At 66.5% G+C, this 19,931-nt stretch carries 20 protein-coding genes; 7 read left to right on the top strand and 13 right to left on the bottom strand.

What is annotated here, in order from left to right:
- Window positions 1–32 precede the first annotated feature (32 nt).
- The 7 genes from QZ853_RS15265 to QZ853_RS15295 form a co-directional block, all read right to left on the bottom strand.
- Window positions 33–539 (bottom strand): hypothetical protein, encoded by a 507-nt coding sequence (locus tag QZ853_RS15265; protein WP_295574901.1) that lies wholly within the window; start codon window positions 537–539, stop codon window positions 33–35.
- Window positions 540–606: 67 nt separating this feature from the next.
- Window positions 607–822: a hypothetical protein gene (locus QZ853_RS15270; protein ID WP_295574903.1), complete on the bottom strand. Its 216-nt coding sequence runs from the start codon at window positions 820–822 to the stop codon at window positions 607–609.
- A 98-nt stretch (window positions 823–920) separates the two neighbouring features.
- Window positions 921–2,111: a methyl-accepting chemotaxis protein gene (locus QZ853_RS15275; RefSeq protein WP_295574906.1), complete on the bottom strand. Its 1,191-nt coding sequence runs from the start codon at window positions 2,109–2,111 to the stop codon at window positions 921–923.
- Window positions 2,112–2,287: 176 nt separating this feature from the next.
- Complete coding sequence (gene hflD / locus QZ853_RS15280) at window positions 2,288–2,902, bottom strand: high frequency lysogenization protein HflD (RefSeq protein ID WP_295574908.1); 615 nt, start codon at window positions 2,900–2,902, stop codon at window positions 2,288–2,290.
- A complete protein-coding gene (mnmA, locus tag QZ853_RS15285) occupies window positions 2,899–4,041 on the bottom strand; it encodes a tRNA 2-thiouridine(34) synthase MnmA (protein ID WP_295574910.1) in 1,143 nt (380 codons plus the stop codon). Before mnmA ends, hflD begins: the two co-directional genes overlap by 4 nt.
- A complete protein-coding gene (locus tag QZ853_RS15290) occupies window positions 4,038–4,499 on the bottom strand; it encodes an NUDIX hydrolase (RefSeq protein WP_295574913.1) in 462 nt (153 codons plus the stop codon). The genes mnmA and QZ853_RS15290 overlap by 4 nt, the downstream gene beginning before the upstream one ends.
- A gap of 1 nt (window position 4,500) precedes the next feature.
- Window positions 4,501–4,974 (bottom strand): hypothetical protein, encoded by a 474-nt coding sequence (locus QZ853_RS15295; protein ID WP_295574916.1) that lies wholly within the window; start codon window positions 4,972–4,974, stop codon window positions 4,501–4,503.
- A gap of 112 nt (window positions 4,975–5,086) precedes the next feature.
- Between QZ853_RS15295 and clpS the strand changes: the two genes are divergently transcribed.
- Window positions 5,087–5,413 carry an ATP-dependent Clp protease adapter ClpS gene (gene clpS, locus QZ853_RS15300; protein WP_006444529.1) on the top strand — a complete coding sequence of 109 codons (327 nt, stop codon included), beginning with the start codon at window positions 5,087–5,089 and terminating at the stop codon, window positions 5,411–5,413.
- Window positions 5,414–5,507: 94 nt separating this feature from the next.
- On the opposite strand, the gene QZ853_RS15305 is transcribed toward clpS, so the two are convergent.
- Window positions 5,508–6,134: an aminoglycoside phosphotransferase family protein gene (locus QZ853_RS15305; RefSeq protein WP_295574923.1), complete on the bottom strand. Its 627-nt coding sequence runs from the start codon at window positions 6,132–6,134 to the stop codon at window positions 5,508–5,510.
- Window positions 6,135–6,272: 138 nt separating this feature from the next.
- Between QZ853_RS15305 and clpA the strand changes: the two genes are divergently transcribed.
- Window positions 6,273–8,558 (top strand): ATP-dependent Clp protease ATP-binding subunit ClpA, encoded by a 2,286-nt coding sequence (gene clpA / locus QZ853_RS15310; protein ID WP_295574927.1) that lies wholly within the window; start codon window positions 6,273–6,275, stop codon window positions 8,556–8,558.
- Between the two features lie 73 nt (window positions 8,559–8,631).
- Here the strand turns inward: clpA and QZ853_RS15315 are convergent, their stop codons facing one another.
- From QZ853_RS15315 to trxB, 5 genes are all read right to left on the bottom strand, one after another.
- Entirely contained in the window at window positions 8,632–9,015 is a 384-nt protein-coding gene (locus QZ853_RS15315; RefSeq protein WP_295574930.1) for a hypothetical protein, read from the bottom strand.
- Window positions 9,016–9,217: 202 nt separating this feature from the next.
- The gene (gene infA, locus QZ853_RS15320; RefSeq protein ID WP_005409596.1) at window positions 9,218–9,436 is read right to left on the bottom strand and encodes a translation initiation factor IF-1; all 219 of its coding nucleotides are present in this window, start codon (window positions 9,434–9,436) and stop codon (window positions 9,218–9,220) included.
- Between the two features lie 86 nt (window positions 9,437–9,522).
- Window positions 9,523–10,263 carry a leucyl/phenylalanyl-tRNA--protein transferase gene (gene aat, locus QZ853_RS15325; RefSeq protein WP_295574933.1) on the bottom strand — a complete coding sequence of 247 codons (741 nt, stop codon included), beginning with the start codon at window positions 10,261–10,263 and terminating at the stop codon, window positions 9,523–9,525.
- A gap of 113 nt (window positions 10,264–10,376) precedes the next feature.
- Window positions 10,377–11,501, bottom strand: coding sequence for a GNAT family N-acetyltransferase (locus tag QZ853_RS15330; protein WP_295574937.1), 1,125 nt, complete (start codon window positions 11,499–11,501; stop codon window positions 10,377–10,379).
- Window positions 11,502–11,602: 101 nt separating this feature from the next.
- Window positions 11,603–12,574: a thioredoxin-disulfide reductase gene (trxB, locus tag QZ853_RS15335; RefSeq protein ID WP_295574940.1), complete on the bottom strand. Its 972-nt coding sequence runs from the start codon at window positions 12,572–12,574 to the stop codon at window positions 11,603–11,605.
- A gap of 232 nt (window positions 12,575–12,806) precedes the next feature.
- On the opposite strand from trxB, the gene QZ853_RS15340 reads away from it, so the two are divergent.
- From QZ853_RS15340 to QZ853_RS15360, 5 genes are all read left to right on the top strand, one after another.
- Window positions 12,807–15,170: a DNA translocase FtsK gene (locus tag QZ853_RS15340; RefSeq protein ID WP_295574942.1), complete on the top strand. Its 2,364-nt coding sequence runs from the start codon at window positions 12,807–12,809 to the stop codon at window positions 15,168–15,170.
- 38 nt (window positions 15,171–15,208) lie between these two features.
- The gene (locus QZ853_RS15345; protein WP_295574944.1) at window positions 15,209–17,140 is read left to right on the top strand and encodes a DUF3857 domain-containing protein; all 1,932 of its coding nucleotides are present in this window, start codon (window positions 15,209–15,211) and stop codon (window positions 17,138–17,140) included.
- A gap of 154 nt (window positions 17,141–17,294) precedes the next feature.
- Entirely contained in the window at window positions 17,295–17,933 is a 639-nt protein-coding gene (lolA, locus tag QZ853_RS15350; protein WP_295574947.1) for an outer membrane lipoprotein chaperone LolA, read from the top strand.
- A 141-nt stretch (window positions 17,934–18,074) separates the two neighbouring features.
- Window positions 18,075–19,352, top strand: coding sequence for a replication-associated recombination protein A (locus QZ853_RS15355; RefSeq protein WP_295574949.1), 1,278 nt, complete (start codon window positions 18,075–18,077; stop codon window positions 19,350–19,352).
- Window positions 19,353–19,514: 162 nt separating this feature from the next.
- Window positions 19,515–19,886, top strand: coding sequence for a DUF805 domain-containing protein (locus QZ853_RS15360; protein ID WP_295574952.1), 372 nt, complete (start codon window positions 19,515–19,517; stop codon window positions 19,884–19,886).
- Window positions 19,887–19,931: the final 45 nt, after the last annotated feature.

Consider the following 19,931-nt stretch of genomic DNA (forward strand, 5'->3'; position numbering starts at 1 on the left):
TGCACATGCGGCCCTCCACGCGTGGTGTGGATCTAGCTCGGGAACTCCGACTTCAGCTGCATGCGCAAGGCCTCGACGATGGCACCATAGCGCCGCTTCTGGACCAGATAGCTGGCCAGGAACAGCGGCAGTGCCAGCAGCAGCGGTGCCACCATCGGACGCATGGCCACCAGCGGCAACAGCAGCAGCGACAGGATCGCCACGAACCAGCTGCACAGGCCGATCACCCGCACCTCGTGCCGCCGTGCGTCGAGCATGATGCGTCCTCGCATCACCGGGAAGTAGCGCAGGCCGAAGCTCGGCGCGAAGCTCTCGCGGAACGCCATGCTGCCGTCGGGCAGTGCATGGAAGGCCAAGTGCAGCCATCTGTCCTGCGGCAGGTCACGTTCCAGGCTGCCCAGATGGAGCCGGGCCTGCATGGCCGGCGACGCCGCGATGCGTTCATTGAACAGGGTGATGCCCCGGCTGAAATAGCCGGCCACCCAGGCCGTCAGAAGGACTGTCTCGATCAGCAGTACTGCGATCAGGGCGATGGCCATCGGTCTTCCATGAGCGGAACGGGGGCATCATGCCATGCGGCGCCACCCATCCACGCATGGCGTGGATCTACCTCAACGCTTCGCCATCCAGCCCCAGGTCCCACGCCAGCCCCAGCAGTGCCTCGTCCGCGCGGCAAGGCGCCGGGCGCGCATCGGCCAGCTGCTGCAGTTCGCGGATCTCTTCGCGGGCGACCTCTTCCAGCTGTTGCAGCTGCTCACGCACGCTCGCGTTGCGCGGGCGCTCGGTATCGGTCAGAGGGGGCAGGGCGCGGATCAGGGTCATGGTGCGCGTACAGGATGCATCCAACGGCAGGGTACAGGCAAAGGCCCCGGGCGAACCGGGGCCTTGCGGGCTGCCGGCAACGGCAGCGGACATCAGGATCAGAACAGCTCGACGGTGCCGGCGCCCATGCTCTGCTGGGCAACCGGCTTGTGCGGCGGGCGTTCCCACTCGCTGCGCAGTTCGCGCAGGCGGCTGCCGGTGCGCTGCAGGGCGGTGGCGATCTCTTCGTCGAACACGCCGCCATTGCGGTGCAGCAGCTCCTGCAGGGCCACCGCTTCTCGATTGATGGCGGTCAGGCGGTCCAGGTGGGTGTGCACGCCGCCCAGGGCCTGGGTGGCGATGTCTTCAAACTGCAGGGCGCGCACGGCTTCGGCCACGCTGCCATCGATCGAACGGGCGCAGTCGGACACTTCGCGCATGCCGTCGCCCAGCGAGGCATTGATCTGCGCGACGTTGTCGAGCATCGCAGCGGCTTCCTGGCGCGCTTCGCGGGAACGGTCCATATCGCGCGAGGCCATGTGCGAGACCGTCTCGCGGACCTTGGCGATGGCGTCCTTGGAGCTGTGCGCCAGCTTGCGGATCTGCTCGTTGAAGGTGGTCGAGCGCTCGGACAGGTTGCGGACCTCATCGGCGACCACGGCGAAGCCACGACCGGCTTCACCGGCGCGCGCCGCTTCAATGGCGGCGTTCAGGGCCAGCAGGTTGGTCTGGTCGGCGATCGACTTGACATCTTCCAGCAGCGCGAAGATGCCATCCAGGTGCTGTGCCATCTGGTCGATGTGCTGCACGGTGGCGCTGCTCTGGCCGCTGACCTGTTCCAGCGCTTCCACCAGCTGCTCCATGCGATGGCTGGCGTGCTGGGCGAAACGGGCAACGTCAAGGCCGGCGCCGCCTTCATCGCCGGCGCGGTCGACGATGCGCGACAGCGCCTGGCTCTGCTGGCGCGACTTGCGGTTCATTGCATCGAAGCTGCCGCCGAGGCTGGAAACGGCTTGGCGGATCAGGTCACGGGCGCGTTCCACTTCGCCACGAGATCCGTCGATCTCGTTGCCTACGAAGTTGCGCAGTTCGGTCAGCAGCTGATCCTGCTCACGCAGGACGCGGGCATGTTCCGGGGAGCGGTGCGCCTGGGCGCGGGTGGTCCACCACGCAAAGCCGAGCCAGCTCAGCGTCATCGTGGTCAGGATCGCCCAGCGCAGGGCGGCCGGCCATTCGAAACCGATGGCGAAGGGGAGCAGCAGGGTCAGAGCCAGGGGGGCGGCCAGACGGATGAAAATGCGTGAGTACATGGACGTTCTCGGGAGGTGCACGGAGGATGTATCGGCCGTGCCCCCCTTCTCTTTAACGTCGATGTGCCTTGAAGTGCATTCTGAATGCGCCGGTTTTCCGGCGCCTTGGCGGCTCCGGGGGCAGAGCCCTTTCCGTGCCGGAGAAGGATCCGCATCCAGGGCTCAAGCCAGCACCCTCAGGCCAGCTGCCGATCCACAGCCTCGATCATCGCCTTGCGGCTGAACAGGAAGTCCCAGTAGCTGCCGCCCAGCTGCCGCCACAGCACCGCAGAGCGCACCGCAGCCAGCAGCAGCGCGCGGATCTCAGCGACCACACCGGCCTGCCCGAGGTAGTGCGGGTTGCCCTGGACCATCACCCGCGGCTTGAGGTGGCTGATGGTGTCCGCGTATAGGCCACCCAGGTTGGCCAGCACGTCCGGGTGGCCGCTGTCGCCCAGCTCGGCGGCCTGGCGCTGGGCGCGCTCGATGCCGGAGGCGACCTTGTTCACGGTGGCGCCGTCCTGCACGAAGCGGCGCTCAAGCTGCAGCACCGACAGCGCCAGCTTGGGCAGCACCGGATCCTGGCCCTGGCTGCGGAAGTAGTTGTGCAGCAGGCGCAGGCCCGCCTTCAGTGCGTGACTGTCACCGAAGACCTCCTGCGGCGAGGACGCATCAACCCGGAACACGCTGTCCACGGCCGTGCGCACGGCGGCGGCATCGGAATGGCCGGTATCGGCGATACGGCGTACCTGCTGCAGGGCCTGGGCAATGCCGGCCAGGGCCAGGACGCGGTCGTCGACAGTGAAACTCATGCAGCGATTACCTCAAAAGGAGAAGGGGTGGTGCGCAAGCGCTGCTCCAGCGGCGCATCGGTGGCGGCGATCACCGCGCCACCCAGGCACACATCACCGTCATACAACACCAGTGATTGACCGGGGGTAACGGCGCGTTGCGGGCGCGCGAAGGTGACCAGCACGCTGCCGTCGTCCAGCACGTCGACCGTACACGGCTCGTCGGGCTGGCGGTAGCGGGTCTGCGCGGTGCATTCGAAGCGCCGTGCCGGCGGCGAGCCGGCAATCCAGTGCGCGGCCTCCGATCGCAGGCGCTCGGACAGCATCCACGGGCTTTCACGGTCCTGGTCCACGTAAAGCACGTTGCTGGCCACGTCCTTGCCGACCACATACCACGGCGCGGCAGGACGGCCACGCACGCCGCCGATGTTCAGGCCCTCGCGCTGGCCCAGGGTGAAATAGAACACGCCCGGATGTTCGGCGATCACGCTGCCGTCGGCCGGGTCGAGGATCTGGCCGGGCTTGGCCGGCAGGTAGCGGCCGAGGAACTCACGGAAGTCGCGCTCGCCGATGAAGCAGATGCCGGTGGAGTCCTTCTTGGCGTGGGTCGGCAGGCTGACGTCACGCGCGATCCGGCGCAGGTCGCTCTTTTCCAGGTCGCCAATCGGGAACAGCGTCGCCGCCAGCTGCTCCTGGCCGAGCTGATGCAGGAAATAGCTCTGGTCCTTGGAACGGTCGGCGCCGCGCAGCAGCAGCCACTGGTGGCCGCGCTGGGTCACCCGCGCGTAGTGGCCGGTGGCGATGCGCTCGGCGCCCAGCTCGCGGGCGGCGTCCAGGAAGTGCTTGAACTTGACCTCGCGGTTGCACAGCACGTCCGGGTTCGGCGTGCGGCCGGCGGCGTATTCGGCCAGGAAGTGCTCGAACACGCCCTGCCAGTACTCGCTGGAAAAATCGCGGAAGTGGAACGGAATGCCGAGCAGTCCGCACACGGCCACCGCGTCGCGGCGATCGTCCTCGGCGCGGCACTCGCCACTGCCGTCGTCGGCCCAGTTCTGCATGAACAGGCCGGCCACGGCCTCGCCCTGCTGCACCAGCCGCCAGGCGGCGACCGAGGAATCGACGCCGCCGGAGACGCCAACCATCACGCGTGGGGTGCTCATGCGACCTCCCGGACCAGCGAAAGCGGATGGCGTTGGCCACCCAGGTAATCGGCCACCACCTGCCACACCAGCGGGCTGCGCTGGCGCTCACCGGCCGCCTGCAGCTCGGTCGGGGTCAGCCACAGCGCGCGGTCGATGCCGGCATCCAGCGGCCGTGCCGGGTCGTGCGAGAGTGGGCGTGCGGCGTAGCAGAAGCGCAGGAAGGCGGTGCCATCGCCGGCGGTCCACTGGTAGCAGCCGATGAAATGGGTCAGCTGCACCGTCCAGCCGGTCTCCTCGACGGTCTCGCGCAGGGCCGCCTCGGCCAGGGTTTCGCCCGGCTCGAGGTGGCCGGCCGGCTGGTTCAGCACCGGGCGGCCATCGATGGTCTCTTCGACCAGCAGCACGCGGCCGCCGTCGATCACCACCGTGGCGACAGTGGCGTGCGGTGCCCAGCGCGGGTCGGGTGTGGCGTTCAACTCAGAACTCGTCCTTCTTGGTCAGTTCCAGCTCCATCGCGTCGGCGGTGCGGATAGCCGCATCGATGGCGTCGCTGAGCTGGTCGGCGGTGGCATCGGCATCGATCTTCACCACGAACATCGCCGTGGTGTCCTGCTTCACCCAGCCGCCCATCTTGGCGTCCTGCGAGTCTTCCAGCAGGCGGTTGGCCACGGCCACCGGGAACTGCTTGGTCTTGGCGCTGTAGCCCGGCGACCAGATCTCGCGGATGTTGTGGGTGCCGAAATCTTCCACCGCCGAGCGCACGTAGACCATCTGGGTGCGGTCACCCTCGACATCGAACACCATGCGGTAGTCGCCATCCTCGTCGACTTCATAGGTGTAGCCCAGCTTGTCCAGGTGGCGGGCCACTGCCTTGTCGGCCTCGGGCGCGGCGGCGGCAGGGCCAGCAGCGGTCAGCGCGATCAGCAGGGCGGGGAGAAGAGTCCTTTTCATGAAGATCCTGTGAAGCAGGTTTGAAAGAAGATGCAATTGTGACGGTGGGCGTCCGTGCCGTCCAATCTGCGGCGGGCCGACGCAGGCCCGGCGCAACCTCTATAATGGGCAGATGCCCCACGAGTCTTCCCCCGATTCCCACCACGAGCACGGCGTCGCCGTGGAGCCCGCGCGCCCGGAAGTGGCGCCACCGCCGTTCTACCAGGTGATGCTGCTCAACGACGACTACACCCCGATGGACTTCGTGGTGGACGTGCTGCAGCAGTTCTTCAGCATGGACCTGGACAAGGCCACGCAAGTGATGCTGCACGTGCATACCCGTGGCCGCGGGGTGTGCGGGGTCTTCACCCGCGAAGTGGCCGAGACCAAGGTTGCACAGGTCAACGAGTACTCGCGGATGAACCAGCACCCGCTGCTGTGCACGATGGAAAAGGCCTGACCGACCTTTTGTAGCGTCGAGCCATGCTCGACTGCGTTTTGCCCGGGCATGCCGATTGCCGGAGGGGGGCCACCAAGGTGGCACCCACCGCGGGTCACTCCTGCGCCAGCGCCTCCAGCGCCATTGTCGCCACCGCCTCGTCAATGTCGGCCGGGTCACCATCGTCGCGGAACCACACCGCCGACAGCCCCATGCTGGCCGCGATCCAGCGCAGCAGGCGGGTGCGCTCCAGGCAAGCCAGTGCACTGACCTGCTCCAGCCTTGCTGCAAAATCCTGCAGCAGTGCCTCCGCCAGTGATCTGCACTGTTCCAGCAGTGGCGGCAGCCTCGCTCTTGGCTGCAGCAGGTCGGCGAACCATGTACGCAGGCAGACCAGTTCCGCTGGCGGCGCGTTCCGGGGCCGGTGCAGCCGCTGCAGGACCTGGCACAGGATCGTGGTGCAGGTGTCGTCGCCGCCGTCGATCGAACGTTGCCGCAGCGAATCGCCGCGGGCGCGCTCGATCAGGATCGCTGGGCCTTCATGGGCCAGCAGCCTGGCGGCGCCGTCGCCCTCCCACCAGCGCAGCAGCCGGTACGCGTTCTGCTCCTCGGGCTCGCTGCTGAGCTTCAGCATCGCCGGCTCGCCGGCGTGGGTCAGTACCGGCCAGAGCTGGGCGCGGGGTGTCTGGATGGCCGGGCCATCACGTCGCAATCGCCATCGGCTCAGGTAGGGTTCGCTCATGCCGGTTGGTCTGTCCTGGAGTGAATGAAGTTCAAGCAATCGGTACTGCTAACGCCATCTGAACGCTGCAATCCGCTAGGGTGATGGAAATCGCGTAGTCAGGCCGCATATTGTCCCCATCTGCCGCCGGAGTAATCCATGTTCAGCAAAGACCTCGAACACACCATCGGCCAGTGCTACAAGCGCGCCCGTGAGGCCCGGCATGAGTTCATGACGGTCGAACACCTGCTGTTGGCACTGCTCGACAACCCGTCTGCCCAGGCCGTTCTGAAGGCCTGCGGAGCCGACGCCGAACGCCTGCGCCAGGAGCTGGAGCAGGCCATCGAGGCGTCGGTGTCCCGTCTGGCCGAAGACGATGGTCGTGACACCCAGCCGACACTGGGCTTCCAGCGCGTGCTGCAGCGGGCCGTGTACCACGTGCAGTCCTCGGGCAAGAAGGAAGTCACCGGCGCCAATGTGCTGGTCGCCATCTTCGGCGAGAAGGACTCCCATGCCGTCTATTACCTCAACCAGCAGGATGTGACCCGGCTGGATGTAGTCAATTACCTGTCCCATGGCATCGCCAAGCTGGGCGAGGAGGGCGAGCAGCCGTCCTCGTCCTCCGAGGGCGAAGGCCGCATGGAAGGCGGGGAAGGCGAGCCAAAGGGTGATGCCCTGACCGAGTTCGCCAGCAACCTCAACGAGCAGGCCCGGGCCGGGCGCATCGACCCGCTGGTCGGCCGTGCCGACGAGATCGAGCGCACCATCCAGGTCCTGTGCCGCCGCCGCAAGAACAACCCGCTGTACGTGGGTGAGGCCGGCGTGGGCAAGACCGCCATCGCCGAAGGCCTGGCCCGCCGCATCATCGAAGGTTCGGTGCCCGATGTGCTGGCCGACGCGGTGATCTACTCGCTGGACCTGGGCGCGCTGGTCGCGGGCACCAAGTACCGCGGCGATTTCGAGAAGCGCCTGAAGAGCGTGCTGACCGCACTGAAGAAGGTACCCAACGCGGTGCTGTTCATCGACGAGATCCACACCATCATCGGTGCCGGTTCCGCGTCGGGTGGCACCATGGACGCCTCCAACCTGATCAAGCCGGCGCTGGCCTCGGGCGAGCTGCGCTGCATCGGTTCGACCACCTTCCAGGAATACCGTGGCATCTTCGAGAAGGATCGGGCGCTGGCCCGCCGCTTCCAGAAGATCGACATCGTCGAGCCGACTGTCGGCGAGACCTACGAGATCCTGCAGGGGCTGAAATCCAAGTACGAGCTGCACCACGGTGTGACCTATTCCGACGAGGCGCTGCAGGCGGCGGTGGACCTGTCGGTGAAGCACATCGGCGACCGCCTGCTGCCGGACAAGGCCATCGACGTGATCGATGAGGCCGGCGCCCGTCAGCGGCTGCTTCCGGAAGGCCAGCGCAAGGAGCTGATCGACGTCGAGGAAGTGGAGGCGATCGTCGCCAAGATGGCGCGCATTCCGGCCAAGCAGGTCAGCGCCACCGACAAGGATGTGCTGCAGCACCTGGAGCGCAACCTGAAGATGGTGATCTTCGGCCAGGACCCGGCCATCGAGACGCTGTCCTCGGCGATCAAGCTGGCCCGTTCGGGCCTGGGCAACCCGGAAAAGCCGATCGGCAACTTCCTGTTCGCCGGTCCGACCGGTGTCGGCAAGACCGAGGTGACCAAGCAGCTGGCGCTGCAGCTGGGCATCGAACTGGTCCGCTTCGACATGTCCGAATACATGGAGCCGCATTCGATCAGCCGCCTGATCGGCGCCCCTCCGGGTTACGTCGGCTTTGACCAGGGCGGCCTGCTGACCGAGAAGATCGTCAAGACGCCGCACTGCGTGCTGCTGCTGGACGAAATAGAAAAGGCGCACCCGGACATCTTCAACATCCTGTTGCAGGTGATGGACCGCGGCGTGCTGACCGATACCAACGGTCGCGAGGCGAACTTCAAGAACGTGGTGCTGGTGATGACTACCAATGCCGGCGCGGCGCAGGCCTCGCGGCGCTCGATCGGCTTCACCAAGCAGGACCATGCCACCGACGCGATGGAGACCATCCGTCGCGCCTTCACCCCGGAGTTCCGCAACCGTCTTGATGCGGTGGTGCAATTCCAGGCACTGGGCTTCGAGCACATCCTGCGTGTGGTCGACAAGTTCCTGATCGAGCTGGAAATGCTGCTGCAGGACAAGCATGTCAGCCTGTCGGCCACCCCGACCGCCCGCGATTGGCTGGCCCATCATGGCTTCGATCCGCTGATGGGTGCCCGTCCGATGGCCCGTGTGATCCAGGACAGGATCAAGCGTCCGCTGGCCGACGAACTGCTGTTCGGCAAGCTGGTCAATGGCGGCAAGGTCAGCATCGATGTCCGCGATGACGAGCTGGTGGTCGAAACCCAGGCTGAGCCGGAGCGCCTGTTGCCGGCGACGGTGGAATAAGCCTGCCCCGGGGTGCATGCCGGGTGCAGAAGGGAACAAGGGCGGCTTCGGCCGCCCTTGTTGTTTCCGTCGCTCAGCGCCCCTGTTGGGCCAGTCGCTTGAAGGTCGCCGCATCGATCGGCTCGATCCGGGTCACGCCGCAATGGTTGCTGTCGGTGCGCAGCGTGCTGCGGGCATCGCCACAGATCCGCTCGGGCGTGTTGGGCGTGAAGAACACGTAGCTGGCCGAGGCAGCAGCGCCGAGACAGCGCTTCTGCAGGTGCACCCGATAGTGGTTGTCGCCGTCGCGCAGCAGCACTTCGCGCTCGGTGCTGGACGCGCGGATATCACTGTCGGCGCCGACGGCGATGCAGTCCGCCGGGGCGGTGGGCTTTGCGGGTTCGGCAGCGGATGCCGACAGGGGGAGGCTGGCCAGCAGAACTGCCTGCAGCAGGACATGCGGGAGCAGGGCGTTCATGGTCGGGCGGGGGGTGGCGATCCGGACTGGATCGGATCCCACGATGCCGACGCAGGCGCAAATGCGAATCTGCCGCAAGCGGGGCTGACTGACGCCATGGTGAGTTCGGTCACGATGACCTCCGGCAGGGCCGGAGTCCGCGCATGACAAAAGGCCAGCAACCAGGGCTGGCCTTGTTGAAGTGGCGCCAGGCGCCGACCGCTTACTTCATGCGGTAGGTGATACGGCCCTTGGTCAGGTCGTACGGGGTCATTTCAACCTTGACCCGGTCACCGGTAAGGATGCGGATGTAGTTCTTGCGCATGCGGCCGGAGATGTGGGCGATGATTTCGTGCCCATTTTCCAGACGAACGCGGAAAGTGGTGTTCGGCAGCGTCTCGCTGACGGTGCCCTCGAACTCGATGGAATCGTCTTTCGACATGTAGTCCTGTGCGGTTCAGAAAACGGCCACGCTGGGCCTAAGGCGCGGTATTTTACGCGTGACGAGGCCAGCTTGCAAAGTTTGTGTTAACTCCCTGCCAAACGCCGAGCCGGCACGCGTCCCACCGCCTGCGTCCACGGGCCTTCACGGCCCTTGTTGCGCACCGCCTGGCGCACGTGATCGAGAAACGCTGCGCGCGGCAGATGCGTGGCGCCCATCCGCAGCAGGTGTGGATTCTCCACCTGGGCATCGATCATCGGCCAGCCCCAGCCGCCAAGCGTGGCCGCCAACGCGGCCAGCGCGATCTTGGAGCCGCCGCTGGCACCGCTGAACATGCTCTCGCCGAAGAACATCGATCCGATCGCCACCCCATAGATGCCGCCGACCAGCGTCTGCCGGTCCCAGACTTCGAAGGAATGGGCAAAGCCGAGGTCGTGCAGCTGGCTGTAGGCCTCGATCATGGCCGGGCTGATCCAGGTACCGTCCTGGCCGGGCCGCGGCGCGGCGGCGCAGGCGCGCATCACCTGGCCAAACGCGGTGTCGGCAGTCACCTCCCAGTCGCAGCTACGCAGCTGGCGGCGGAAGCGGCTGGACAGGTGCACGCCATCGGTGCGGAACACCATGCGCGGGTCAGGCGACCACCACAGGATCGGTTCGCCCTCGCTGAACCACGGAAAGATGCCCCCCGCATACGCGTTGAGCAGGCGCACCGGGTGCAGGTCGCCACCGACGGCGAGCAGGCCGTCAGGCTGGCGCAGCGCGGTTTCGGCCGGAGGGAAGGGCGCGTCCGGCGTATCGGCCAGGCGCCAGGGCAGCTGGCGTGTCATGCGGATGATTGTAGCGAGCGCAGTCTGTGGCAGATGCGAACCTTCTCCGGCAGGTGCCAGCCTTGGTTGGCACATCGGTCGAGTACTGGTATGTCAGCCGAGCAAGCTCGACGCTACGGTTCCGCGCGGAACGGGCTGTGCTCTTGCAGTTCCTGCTGGTAACGCTGCACATCGCGGCGCTCCTGTCGGCACCAGTCCTGCAATGCCTGCGCGAACTCCGGATCGGCCACCCAGTGACGGCTGCGCACCCGCGTCGGCAGGAAGCCGCGCGCCAGCTTGTGCTCTCCCTGCGCGCCCGGCTCGAAACGGCTCAGGCCTTCGCGCAGGCAGTACTCAATGCCCTGGTAGTAACAGGCTTCGAAGTGCAGGCCGGGCAGGGTGGCGCCGCCCCAGTAGCGGCCATACAGCGTGTCGCCGCCGCGCAGGCACAGCGCACCGGCAATCGGCTCGCCGTCCTGCTCGGCCAGGAACAGCACCAGGCCACGCCCCAGTGCGATAGCCAGATGGCACAGGAACGCGTCGGTCAGTGCCGGCGCATTGCCGTATTCGAGGAAGGTCTGCAGGTAGAAGCGATACATCGCCTGCAGATCCGCGCGGCTGGCCTGGTCGCCATGCACCACGCGGAAGCTGATGCCCTGGCGCGCGACCTTGGCACGCTCCTGGCGGATGTTCTTGCGGTGCTTGTGGTCCATCGCGGCGAGGAACTGCTCGAACGTGTGCCAGTCTCCCGGGTTCTGCCACTGGAACTGCACGTCCTCGCGCAGCAGCCAGTCATCGTCGAACACCCCCTCGTCAGCGGCGGTGTGGAAATTGATGTGGGCCGATGACACGCCCAGCGCCGGCAGCGCCTTGCGCAGGGCCGACGGCAATGCCGCGCGCTGCGCATCGTGACGGGCCAGCAGCCGTGGGCCGGTCACCGGCGAGTACGGCACCGCACCGAGCCACTTCGGGTAGTAGTCGCGGCCGTGGCGGGCGTAGGCGTTGGCCCAGGCGTGGTCGAACACGAACTCACCATGCGAGTTGGTCTTCAGGTAGCCCGGAATGGCGCCGATCAGAGAATTGCCTTCCCAGAGCGTGAAGTGCCGGGGTTGCCAGCCCCAGTCCTCGCGCAGGCAGCCGTGCTGTTCCAGGCCTGAGAGGAAGGCGTGGCTGACGAACGGGTTGAGGCCGTCGTGCAGGGCATCCCAGTCGCTGGCGGGAATGGACTGCAGGGCGTTGATGAAGCGGGCGGAGGGCATGAGGGAAGGATAGGGCAGATGAACCGAAAAGGCCGACGCAATGGCGTCGGCCCTTCGTTTGAGTCGAGCATGGCCCGACGCTACAGATGCAGGTCAGCGTTTCAGCTGGCCTTGCCCTCGGCATCCAGGAAGCGCTCGGCGTCCAGCGCGGCCATGCAGCCGAAGCCGGCCGAGGTGATCGCCTGGCGGTAGTGCTGGTCGGCCACGTCGCCAGCGGCGAACACGCCTTCCACCGAGGTCTGGGTGGCGTTGCCGCCCAGGCCCGAGCGGATTTCCAGATAGCCATTGTTCATCGCCAGCTGGCCGTCGAACAGGGTGGTGTTCGGGTGGTGGCCGATGGCGACGAAGAAGCCATGGGCATCGATGTCGCGGGTGCTGCCGTCCAGGGTGGACTTCACGCGCACCCCGGTCACGCCAGCGTCGTTACCCAGCACTTCGTCCACCTGGTGGTGCCAGACGGTCTCGATCTTGCCTTCGGCCACCTTCTTGAACAGCTTGTCCTGCATGATCTTTTCCGCCTTCAGGGTATCGCGGCGGTGGACCAGGTAGACCTTGCGGGCAATGTTGGACAGGTACAGGGCCTCTTCCACGGCGGTGTTGCCGCCACCGACCACGACCACGTCCTGGTCGCGGTAGAAGAAGCCGTCACAGGTGGCGCAGGCGGAGACGCCGCGGCCCTTGAAGGCCTCTTCGGTCGGGATGCCCAGGTACTTGGCGGTGGCGCCGGTAGCAATGATCAGGGCATCGCAGGTGTACTCGTGGCTGTCACCGATCAGCTTGAACGGGCGCTGGGAGACGTCGGCGGTATGGATGTGGTCGAAGATGACCTCGGTCTCGAAACGCTCGGCGTGGGCCTGCATGCGCGCCATCAGGTCCGGGCCCATCAGGCCGTGGGCGTCACCCGGCCAGTTGTCCACTTCGGTGGTGGTCATCAGCTGGCCACCCTGCTGCAGGCCGGTGATGACGACCGGCTTCAGGTTGGCGCGGGCGGCATAGACGGCGGCGGTCCAGCCGGCCGGGCCGGAACCGAGGATGACGAGGCGCTGGTGGCGGGAGGGCAGGCTGGTGCTCATGTAGACTCGCGAAAAGGTAGATGGGACAAGGCGCTGGCGATGTTTGCGCAGCATCCTTGGCTGGTCATAGAGTGGCGGCTGGGGCAGGGCGATTCAAGCCGATGAACAGAACGCCGTTGTCCAGCGGCCGTTCCGGCCCAACCTTGCCCGGTCAGATGACGGATAACTGAAAACTGACGCCGTCTCATTTATTATCAATCACTAACAGCGCATTCCAAAGGTATGGTCTAAGGTGGCGAAGCAGGTCCCCGAACGCTCCAAGTCCGACGACAGCAAGGCGTCACGTCGCACGGCCGCGGCGGCGGCGACCGACAATCCACGCCGCCAACGCCTCTGGCGCGACCTTGGCCTCATCGCCATCGCGCCAGCGCTGCTGTATCTGGCGGCCAGTCTGTTCACCTATTCAGCTACCGACCCGGGCTGGTCGCATACCGGCAGCGTGGTCGCGCCGGTGCACAACATGGGTGGCCGTGCCGGCGCCTGGATCGCCGACGTGCTGCTGCAGCTGTTCGGCTACATCGCCTTCCTGCTGCCGGTGGTGCTCGGCGCGCTGGCGTGGATCGCCATGTTCGGCCTCAAGCGCGAGAGCAAGGGCGAGAACGACCTGGACCCGGCGCTGCGCCTGGTCGGCCTGGTCGGCTTCCTGATTGCCGGCACCGGCTTCCTGCACGTGCGCCTGTTCAGTGGCGATGTCGCCAGTGCCGGCGGCATCCTGGGCAAGCTGGTCGGCAATTCACTCACCGTGGGCTTCGGCGCGCTGGGCGCCAACCTGTTTGTGCTGGTGCTGCTGCTGGCCTCGATCACGCTGGCGACCGGGCTGTCCTGGTTCTCGGTGATGGAGAAGATCGGCCGCGGCGTGATGTCGCTGGCACCGCTGCTGCAGCGAAAGAAGGAAGAGGTCACCGAGTGGAAGCAGACCCGGGTGATGCGCGAGGAGCGCCAGGAAGTGCGCAAGGCCGATGCCGAGGTGCGCGCCAAGCGCGAGCCGGTGAAGATCGAGCCGCGTCCTGAGCCGGTGATCGAGAAGAGCGATCGCGCCAAGCGTGACAACCAGATCCCGATGTTCCGCGGCGTCAATGGTGACGGCTCGGACCTGCCGCCGCTGGCGTTGCTGGATGATCCCAAGCCGCAGCCGAAGGGCTACGACGAAGAGACGCTGGAGACCCTGTCGCGGCAGATCGAGTTCAAGCTGAAGGACTTCCGCATCGATGCGCAGGTGGTCGGCGCCAATCCCGGCCCTGTCATCACCCGCTTCGAGATCGAGCCGGCACCGGGCATCAAGGTCAGCCAGATCAGCTCGCTGGACAAGGACATCGCGCGTGGCCTGTCGGTGAAGTCGGTGCGCGTGGTCGACGTCATTCCGGGCAAATCGGTGATCGGCCTGGAGATCCCCAACGTCACCCGCGAAATGATCTTCCTGTCCGAGCTGCTGCGCTCGAAGGAATACGACAAGTCAGCCAGTGCGCTGACCCTGGCGCTGGGCAAGGACATCGCCGGCCGCCCGACCGTGGCCGACCTGGCGCGCATGCCGCACCTGCTGGTGGCCGGCACCACCGGTTCGGGCAAGTCGGTGGCGGTCAACGCGATGGTGCTAAGCCTGCTGTTCAAGGCTTCGCCGAAAGATCTGCGGATGCTGATGATCGACCCGAAGATGCTTGAGCTGAGTGTCTACCAGGGCATCCCGCACCTGTTGGCGCCGGTGGTCACGGACATGAAGGAGGCCGCCAACGGCCTGCGCTGGTGCGTGGCCGAGATGGAGCGCCGCTACAAGCTGATGAGCGCGGTGGGCGTGCGCAATCTGGCGGGCTTCAACAAGAAGGTGAAGGAAGCCCAGGACGCCGGCCAGCCGCTGATGGACCCGCTGTTCAAGCCGAACCCGGAGCTGGGCGAGGCGCCGCGCCCGCTGGAGACGCTGCCGTTCATCGTCATCTTCATCGACGAATTCGCCGACATGATGATGATCGTCGGCAAGAAGGTGGAAGAGCTGATCGCGCGCTTGGCACAGAAGGCGCGTGCGGCCGGCATCCACCTGATCCTGGCCACGCAGCGCCCGTCGGTGGACGTGATCACCGGCCTGATCAAGGCCAACATCCCCACCCGCATCGCCTTCCAGGTCAGCTCGAAGATCGACTCGCGCACCATCCTGGACCAGTCTGGTGCCGAAACCCTGCTGGGCCACGGCGACATGCTGTACCTGCCGCCTGGTACCGCGCTGCCCGAGCGCGTGCACGGTGCGTTCGTTTCCGACGATGAGGTGCATCGCGTGGTCGAGCACCTGAAGGCGATGGGGCCGGCCGACTACATCGATGGCGTGCTGGACGAAGTGCAGACGATGGGTGACGGCGTGATCGTCGGCGCCACCGGCCTGCCGGAGACCAGTTCCGGCGGCGGCGACGAGTCCGACCCGTTGTATGACGAAGCGCTGCGAGTGGTCACCGAGACCCGTCGTGCCTCGATTTCCGGTGTTCAGCGCCGGCTGAAGATCGGCTACAACCGCGCGGCGCGACTGATCGAGGCCATGGAAGCGGCCGGCGTGGTCAGCGCGCCCGAACACAATGGCGACCGCACGGTGCTGGCACCGCCGCCGCCAAAGTAAGACCCGACGTACCCCCACGACGTCCAAGGAACCGACGCATGCTTCACCCCGTACCCAGCGCGCTGGCTCTGGCGCTGGCAGCCATGATGGCTGCCGGCCCGGCACTGGCAGACACCGCCACCTCCGCGCCCGCCACGGCGCCGCCTTCCGCCAGCGGCGACACCGAAGCCAGCAACAACTTCAGCATTGTCCGTTACCGCGCCGACTACCAGGTGCGGCCGGATGCGGGCAATGTGCAGACCGAAACCTACGAAGTCCTGCTCAAGACCAAGGCGTCCGTCGAGCAGTTCAGCCAGGTGCGGCTGAGCTACAGCGAGAAGATGGAAACGCTGGAAGTGCTTGGCGCCTATACCATCACCGCCGACGGCCAGCGCCGCGACGTGCCGGCCGACCGCATCTACACCCAGGAAAGCTACTCCAGCGCTTCGGCGGCGATGTACGCCGACCGCAAGGTGCGGGTGATCGTGTTTCCCAACCTGGCCCCGGGCACGCGCCTGTACTACCAGGTGCGGCGGACCCAGGCCACGCCGTACTTCCCGGGCTACTTCGGCCTGTGGGAAACCTTCAATGTGTTCACCGAATACGAGGACGCCGAGGTCACCCTGAGTGCGCCGGCCAGCCTGCCGATGTTCGTCGACAGCCGCGGCGTGCAGGGCAGTGATCGGCCGACGGTGAAGAACGGCCAGGCGCAGTGGCGCTGGCGCTACCAGCGCCGCGAGGCGATGCCGGCGCAGAACTGGTCGGCCGCCGGCTGGGAGTTCGGCCCGAACATCATGGCCAGCACCTACCGTGACTGGGCGCAGATGGGGCGTGCCTACCAGCTCAAGGCAGGTCCGGCGGCCGAAGTGACCCCGGCGCTGCAGGCGCTGGCCGATGAGATCACCGCCGGCATCAGTGGTCGCCGCGAGCAGGCCGACGCGCTGTACCGCTGGGTGGCGCAGAACATCCGTTATGTGGCGGTGTACCTGGGCAATGGCGGCCTGGAGCCGAACAGTGCGCAGAGCATCCTCGACAACCACTACGGCGACTGCAAGGATCACGTCACGATCCTCGAGGCGCTGCTGGCAGCCAAGGGCATCGCCAGTTCGCCGGTGCTGATCGGCGCCGGCGGTGGCCCCACGCTGCCGAAGATTCCGGTGCTGGGCCGCTTCAACCACGCCATCACCTACATTCCAGAGTTCGATCTTTACCTGGATTCGACCACCGCGTGGGCGCGTTTCGGCCAGCTGCCGGAAGGTGACCTCGGTGCGCCGGTGATGCGCACGCGCGATGCCACGCTGGCGCGCACCCCGGCCAACACGCCGGAGCGCAACGCGACCTCTATGGAAGTGCGTTTCACCTTCGATGCCAACGGCAACCTGCGCGGCGAAACCGTTCCGAACCTGGGTGAGAATGCCGAGATCGGCATGCGCGCGCAGTTCTCCCAGCTCAATGCGCAGAACCGTGCGCGCGCTGAAGAGCAGATCATGGCCGCGTCCGGTTTCGACGGGCGAGGACAGCTGCAGATCCAGGGCGTACCGGTCGACCTGACCCGGCCGTTCGGCTACCGCATGGCGTTCCAGGCCGAGGACTACGCCGACTTCAGCGTGGCCGGTGGCATGGCGGTGCCGGATCCGCCGGGTGGCGAGTCGGTACGGGGGCTGTACGCCACCGCCTCGGCGCCGGCCAACGAGACGCCGTTCTACTGCAATGCCAGCCTGCGCGAAGAATCCTACCGCCTGCAGTTCCCGGCCAACGCGCCGATCATCGCCATTCCGGCCAGCCAGCGCTTTGCCAACGCCGCTGGCGAGTACCGGGTGGACTGGAGCCGTGAAGGCCAGGACGTGATCGTGCACCACCGCCTGCAGCAGAACGCGGTGCGTGGACCGGAGGCGTTGTGCCAGCCGCAGGACTACCCCGCGTTCCGCGCGCTGTACCGCGAAGTACGTCGTGGCTTCCGCGGCCAGGTGCTGTACGGCAAGCTGAAGTAGATCCACGCTCCGCGTGCATGGCGTAATGCCGGCCTGTTCACGCATCGCCGTCCGACAGTCGGGGCGTCATAATGGCGCCCTGATCGCCCATTCAGCTTGTTCCGGGCACACTCGTATCCAACTTTCCTGGCCTGCGTGCCGACAGGATCTCCGCATGAACGTCCGCCTTCGCCGTTTCCTTGCCACCACCACCCTTGCCGTGGCCTGTGCCGCCGCCAGCAGCGCCTGGGCTGGCGCACGCGATGACCTGAAGACCTTCACCAGTGGCCTGAAGGGCCTGGATGGCCAGTTCAGCCAGCAGGTGTTCGACAGCCGCGGCAAGGTGAAAGAATCGACCAGCGGCCGCGTGGCCCTGTCGGCGCCGCGCCTGTTCCGCTGGGAGTACGTGCGCCCGCACGAACAGCTGATCGTGGCCGACGGCAGGAAGGTCTGGATGTACGAGCCGGATCTGGGCCAGGCCACCGTGCGCGAGCAGGGCAAGGAAGAGCAGAACAGCCCGCTGACCGCGCTGATCAACCCGGCGCTGCTGGAACAGCAGTACGACGTCAGCGAAGAGGCCGCGCAGCGTGATGGCCTGCAGTGGCTGTCGCTGTCGCCGAAACGCGAGACCGAAGCCAGCTTCCAGTACGCCGCGCTGGGCTTCAACGCCCAGGGTCTGGCCAAGATGGAAATCACCGACGCTGTCGGCCAGCGCACCGTGATCAGCTTCAGCGGCTGGAAGCGCAACCCGGGCTTTGCCGCCGGCACCTTCAGTTTCACCCCGCCGAAGGGCACCGACGTCATCGGTGATTGAGGCGGGTGCTGGTGGGTGCCAACCTTGGTTGGCACGCTCTCGCGGTACAATGAGCAGGTGGCAAGACATCGTTCAACTTCCTTTCCCGGCCCCGATCTGCTGAGCGTTGATCGGGATCACCTGCGCCCGCTGGCCGAGCGCATGCGCCCGCGCACCCTCGATGAAATGGTCGGGCAGAAGCGCCTGCTGGCGCCGGACAGCGCGCTGCGTCGCGCGGTCGAATCCGGCCGCGTGCATTCGATGATCCTGTGGGGCCCGCCCGGCTGCGGCAAGACCACGCTGGCGCTGCTGCTGGCCGAATATTCGGACGCCGAATTCCGTGCGATCTCCGCCGTGCTGTCCGGGCTGCCGGACGTGCGCCAGGTGCTGGCCGAGGCCGCGCAGCGCTTCGCCGAAGGCCGGCGCACCGTGCTGTTCGTGGACGAGGTGCACCGCTTCAACAAAGCGCAGCAGGATGCGTTCCTGCCGCATATCGAGCGCGGCACGATCCTGTTCGTCGGTGCCACCACCGAGAATCCGTCGTTCGAACTGAACTCGGCACTGCTGTCGCGTTGCCGTGTGCATGTGCTGGAGGCGGTTTCGCCGACCGATATCGTCGAGGCGCTGGAGCGTGCACTGGGCGACCGCGAGCGCGGCCTGGGCGAAGAGAGCATCGCGGTCGCGCCCGAGCTGCTGCTGGAGATCGCCACCGCCGCCGATGGTGATGTGCGGCGTGCGCTGACCCTGCTGGAGATCGCCGCCGAGCTGGCAGGCGGGGAGGGCGGTCGCATCACGCCGCAGACACTGACCCAGGTGCTGGCCGACCGCACCCGACGCTTCGACAAGGGTGGCGAGCAGTTCTACGACCAGATCTCGGCGCTGCACAAATCGGTACGCAGCTCCAATCCCGATGCCGCGCTGTACTGGCTCACCCGCATGCTCGATGGCGGTTGCGATCCGTCCTACCTGGCGCGCCGGCTGACGCGCATGGCGATCGAGGACATCGGCCTGGCCGATCCGCGCGCGCAGAGCATGGCGCTGGAGGCGTGGGACATTTACGAACGCCTGGGCAGCCCGGAAGGTGAACTCGCCTTCGCCCAGCTGGTGCTTTACCTGGCCAGCACCGCCAAGTCGAATGCGGGCTATGCCGCGTTCAACCAGGCCAAGGCCGACGTGCGCGAGAGCGGTACCGAAGAAGTGCCGCTGCACCTGCGCAATGCGCCGACCAAGCTGATGAAGGAACTCGGCTACGGCGCCGAGTACCAGTACGACCATGACGCCGAAGGCGGCATCGCGCTGGACCAGACCGGCTTCCCCGATGCGATGGGCGAGCGGGTGTACTACAACCCGGTGCCGCGCGGCCTGGAAATCAAGCTGAAGGAAAAGCTCGACCGCCTGCGCGCCGAACGCGAGGCCGCGCGTGCAGTAAAGGGTCGCTGACCCGGTTCATGTAACGTCGAGCCATGCTCGACTTCGCTCTTGCACGGGCTGCAGGGCGCTCTGGAACAGCCGTCGAGCATGGCTCGACTCCACAGCGGCAATATTGTTCCCGGCGCCTGCATTTGGCACACTGCGCGGCTTCTCTCATCAAGGATCGATGCCGTGCAGGAAATGATTCTGCCGTTGAAGCGCTATGCCCAGTTCGAGGGCCGTGCCAACCGCCGCGAGTACTGGATGTTCCAGCTGTTCCTGCTGATCGTCTCAGCCGTCCTGGCGGTGCCGCTCATCGCCGGGTTGGTGATGCAGTCCGACGTCCTGGGCATCGGGTCGATCATCCTGTTCGTCGTGTTCTGGCTGGCCACGTTCGTGCCGGTCATCGCCGTTACCGTGCGCCGCCTGCACGACTGCAACCAGTCGGGCTGGATGTACCTGCTGGCCTTCGTTCCGTTTGGCGGCCTGGTCATCTTCGTGTTCGCGCTGCTGCCGGGTACGCCGCAGGAGAACGTCTACGGCCCGGTGCCTGCGGGCCCTTGAGATTGCGTGAGTCGGGCATGGCTCGACTCCACAGGGCAGGTAAAT

Origin of the sequence: uncultured Stenotrophomonas sp. (genome assembly GCF_913778665.1) — a bacterium.
Classification (GTDB): domain Bacteria; phylum Pseudomonadota; class Gammaproteobacteria; order Xanthomonadales; family Xanthomonadaceae; genus Stenotrophomonas.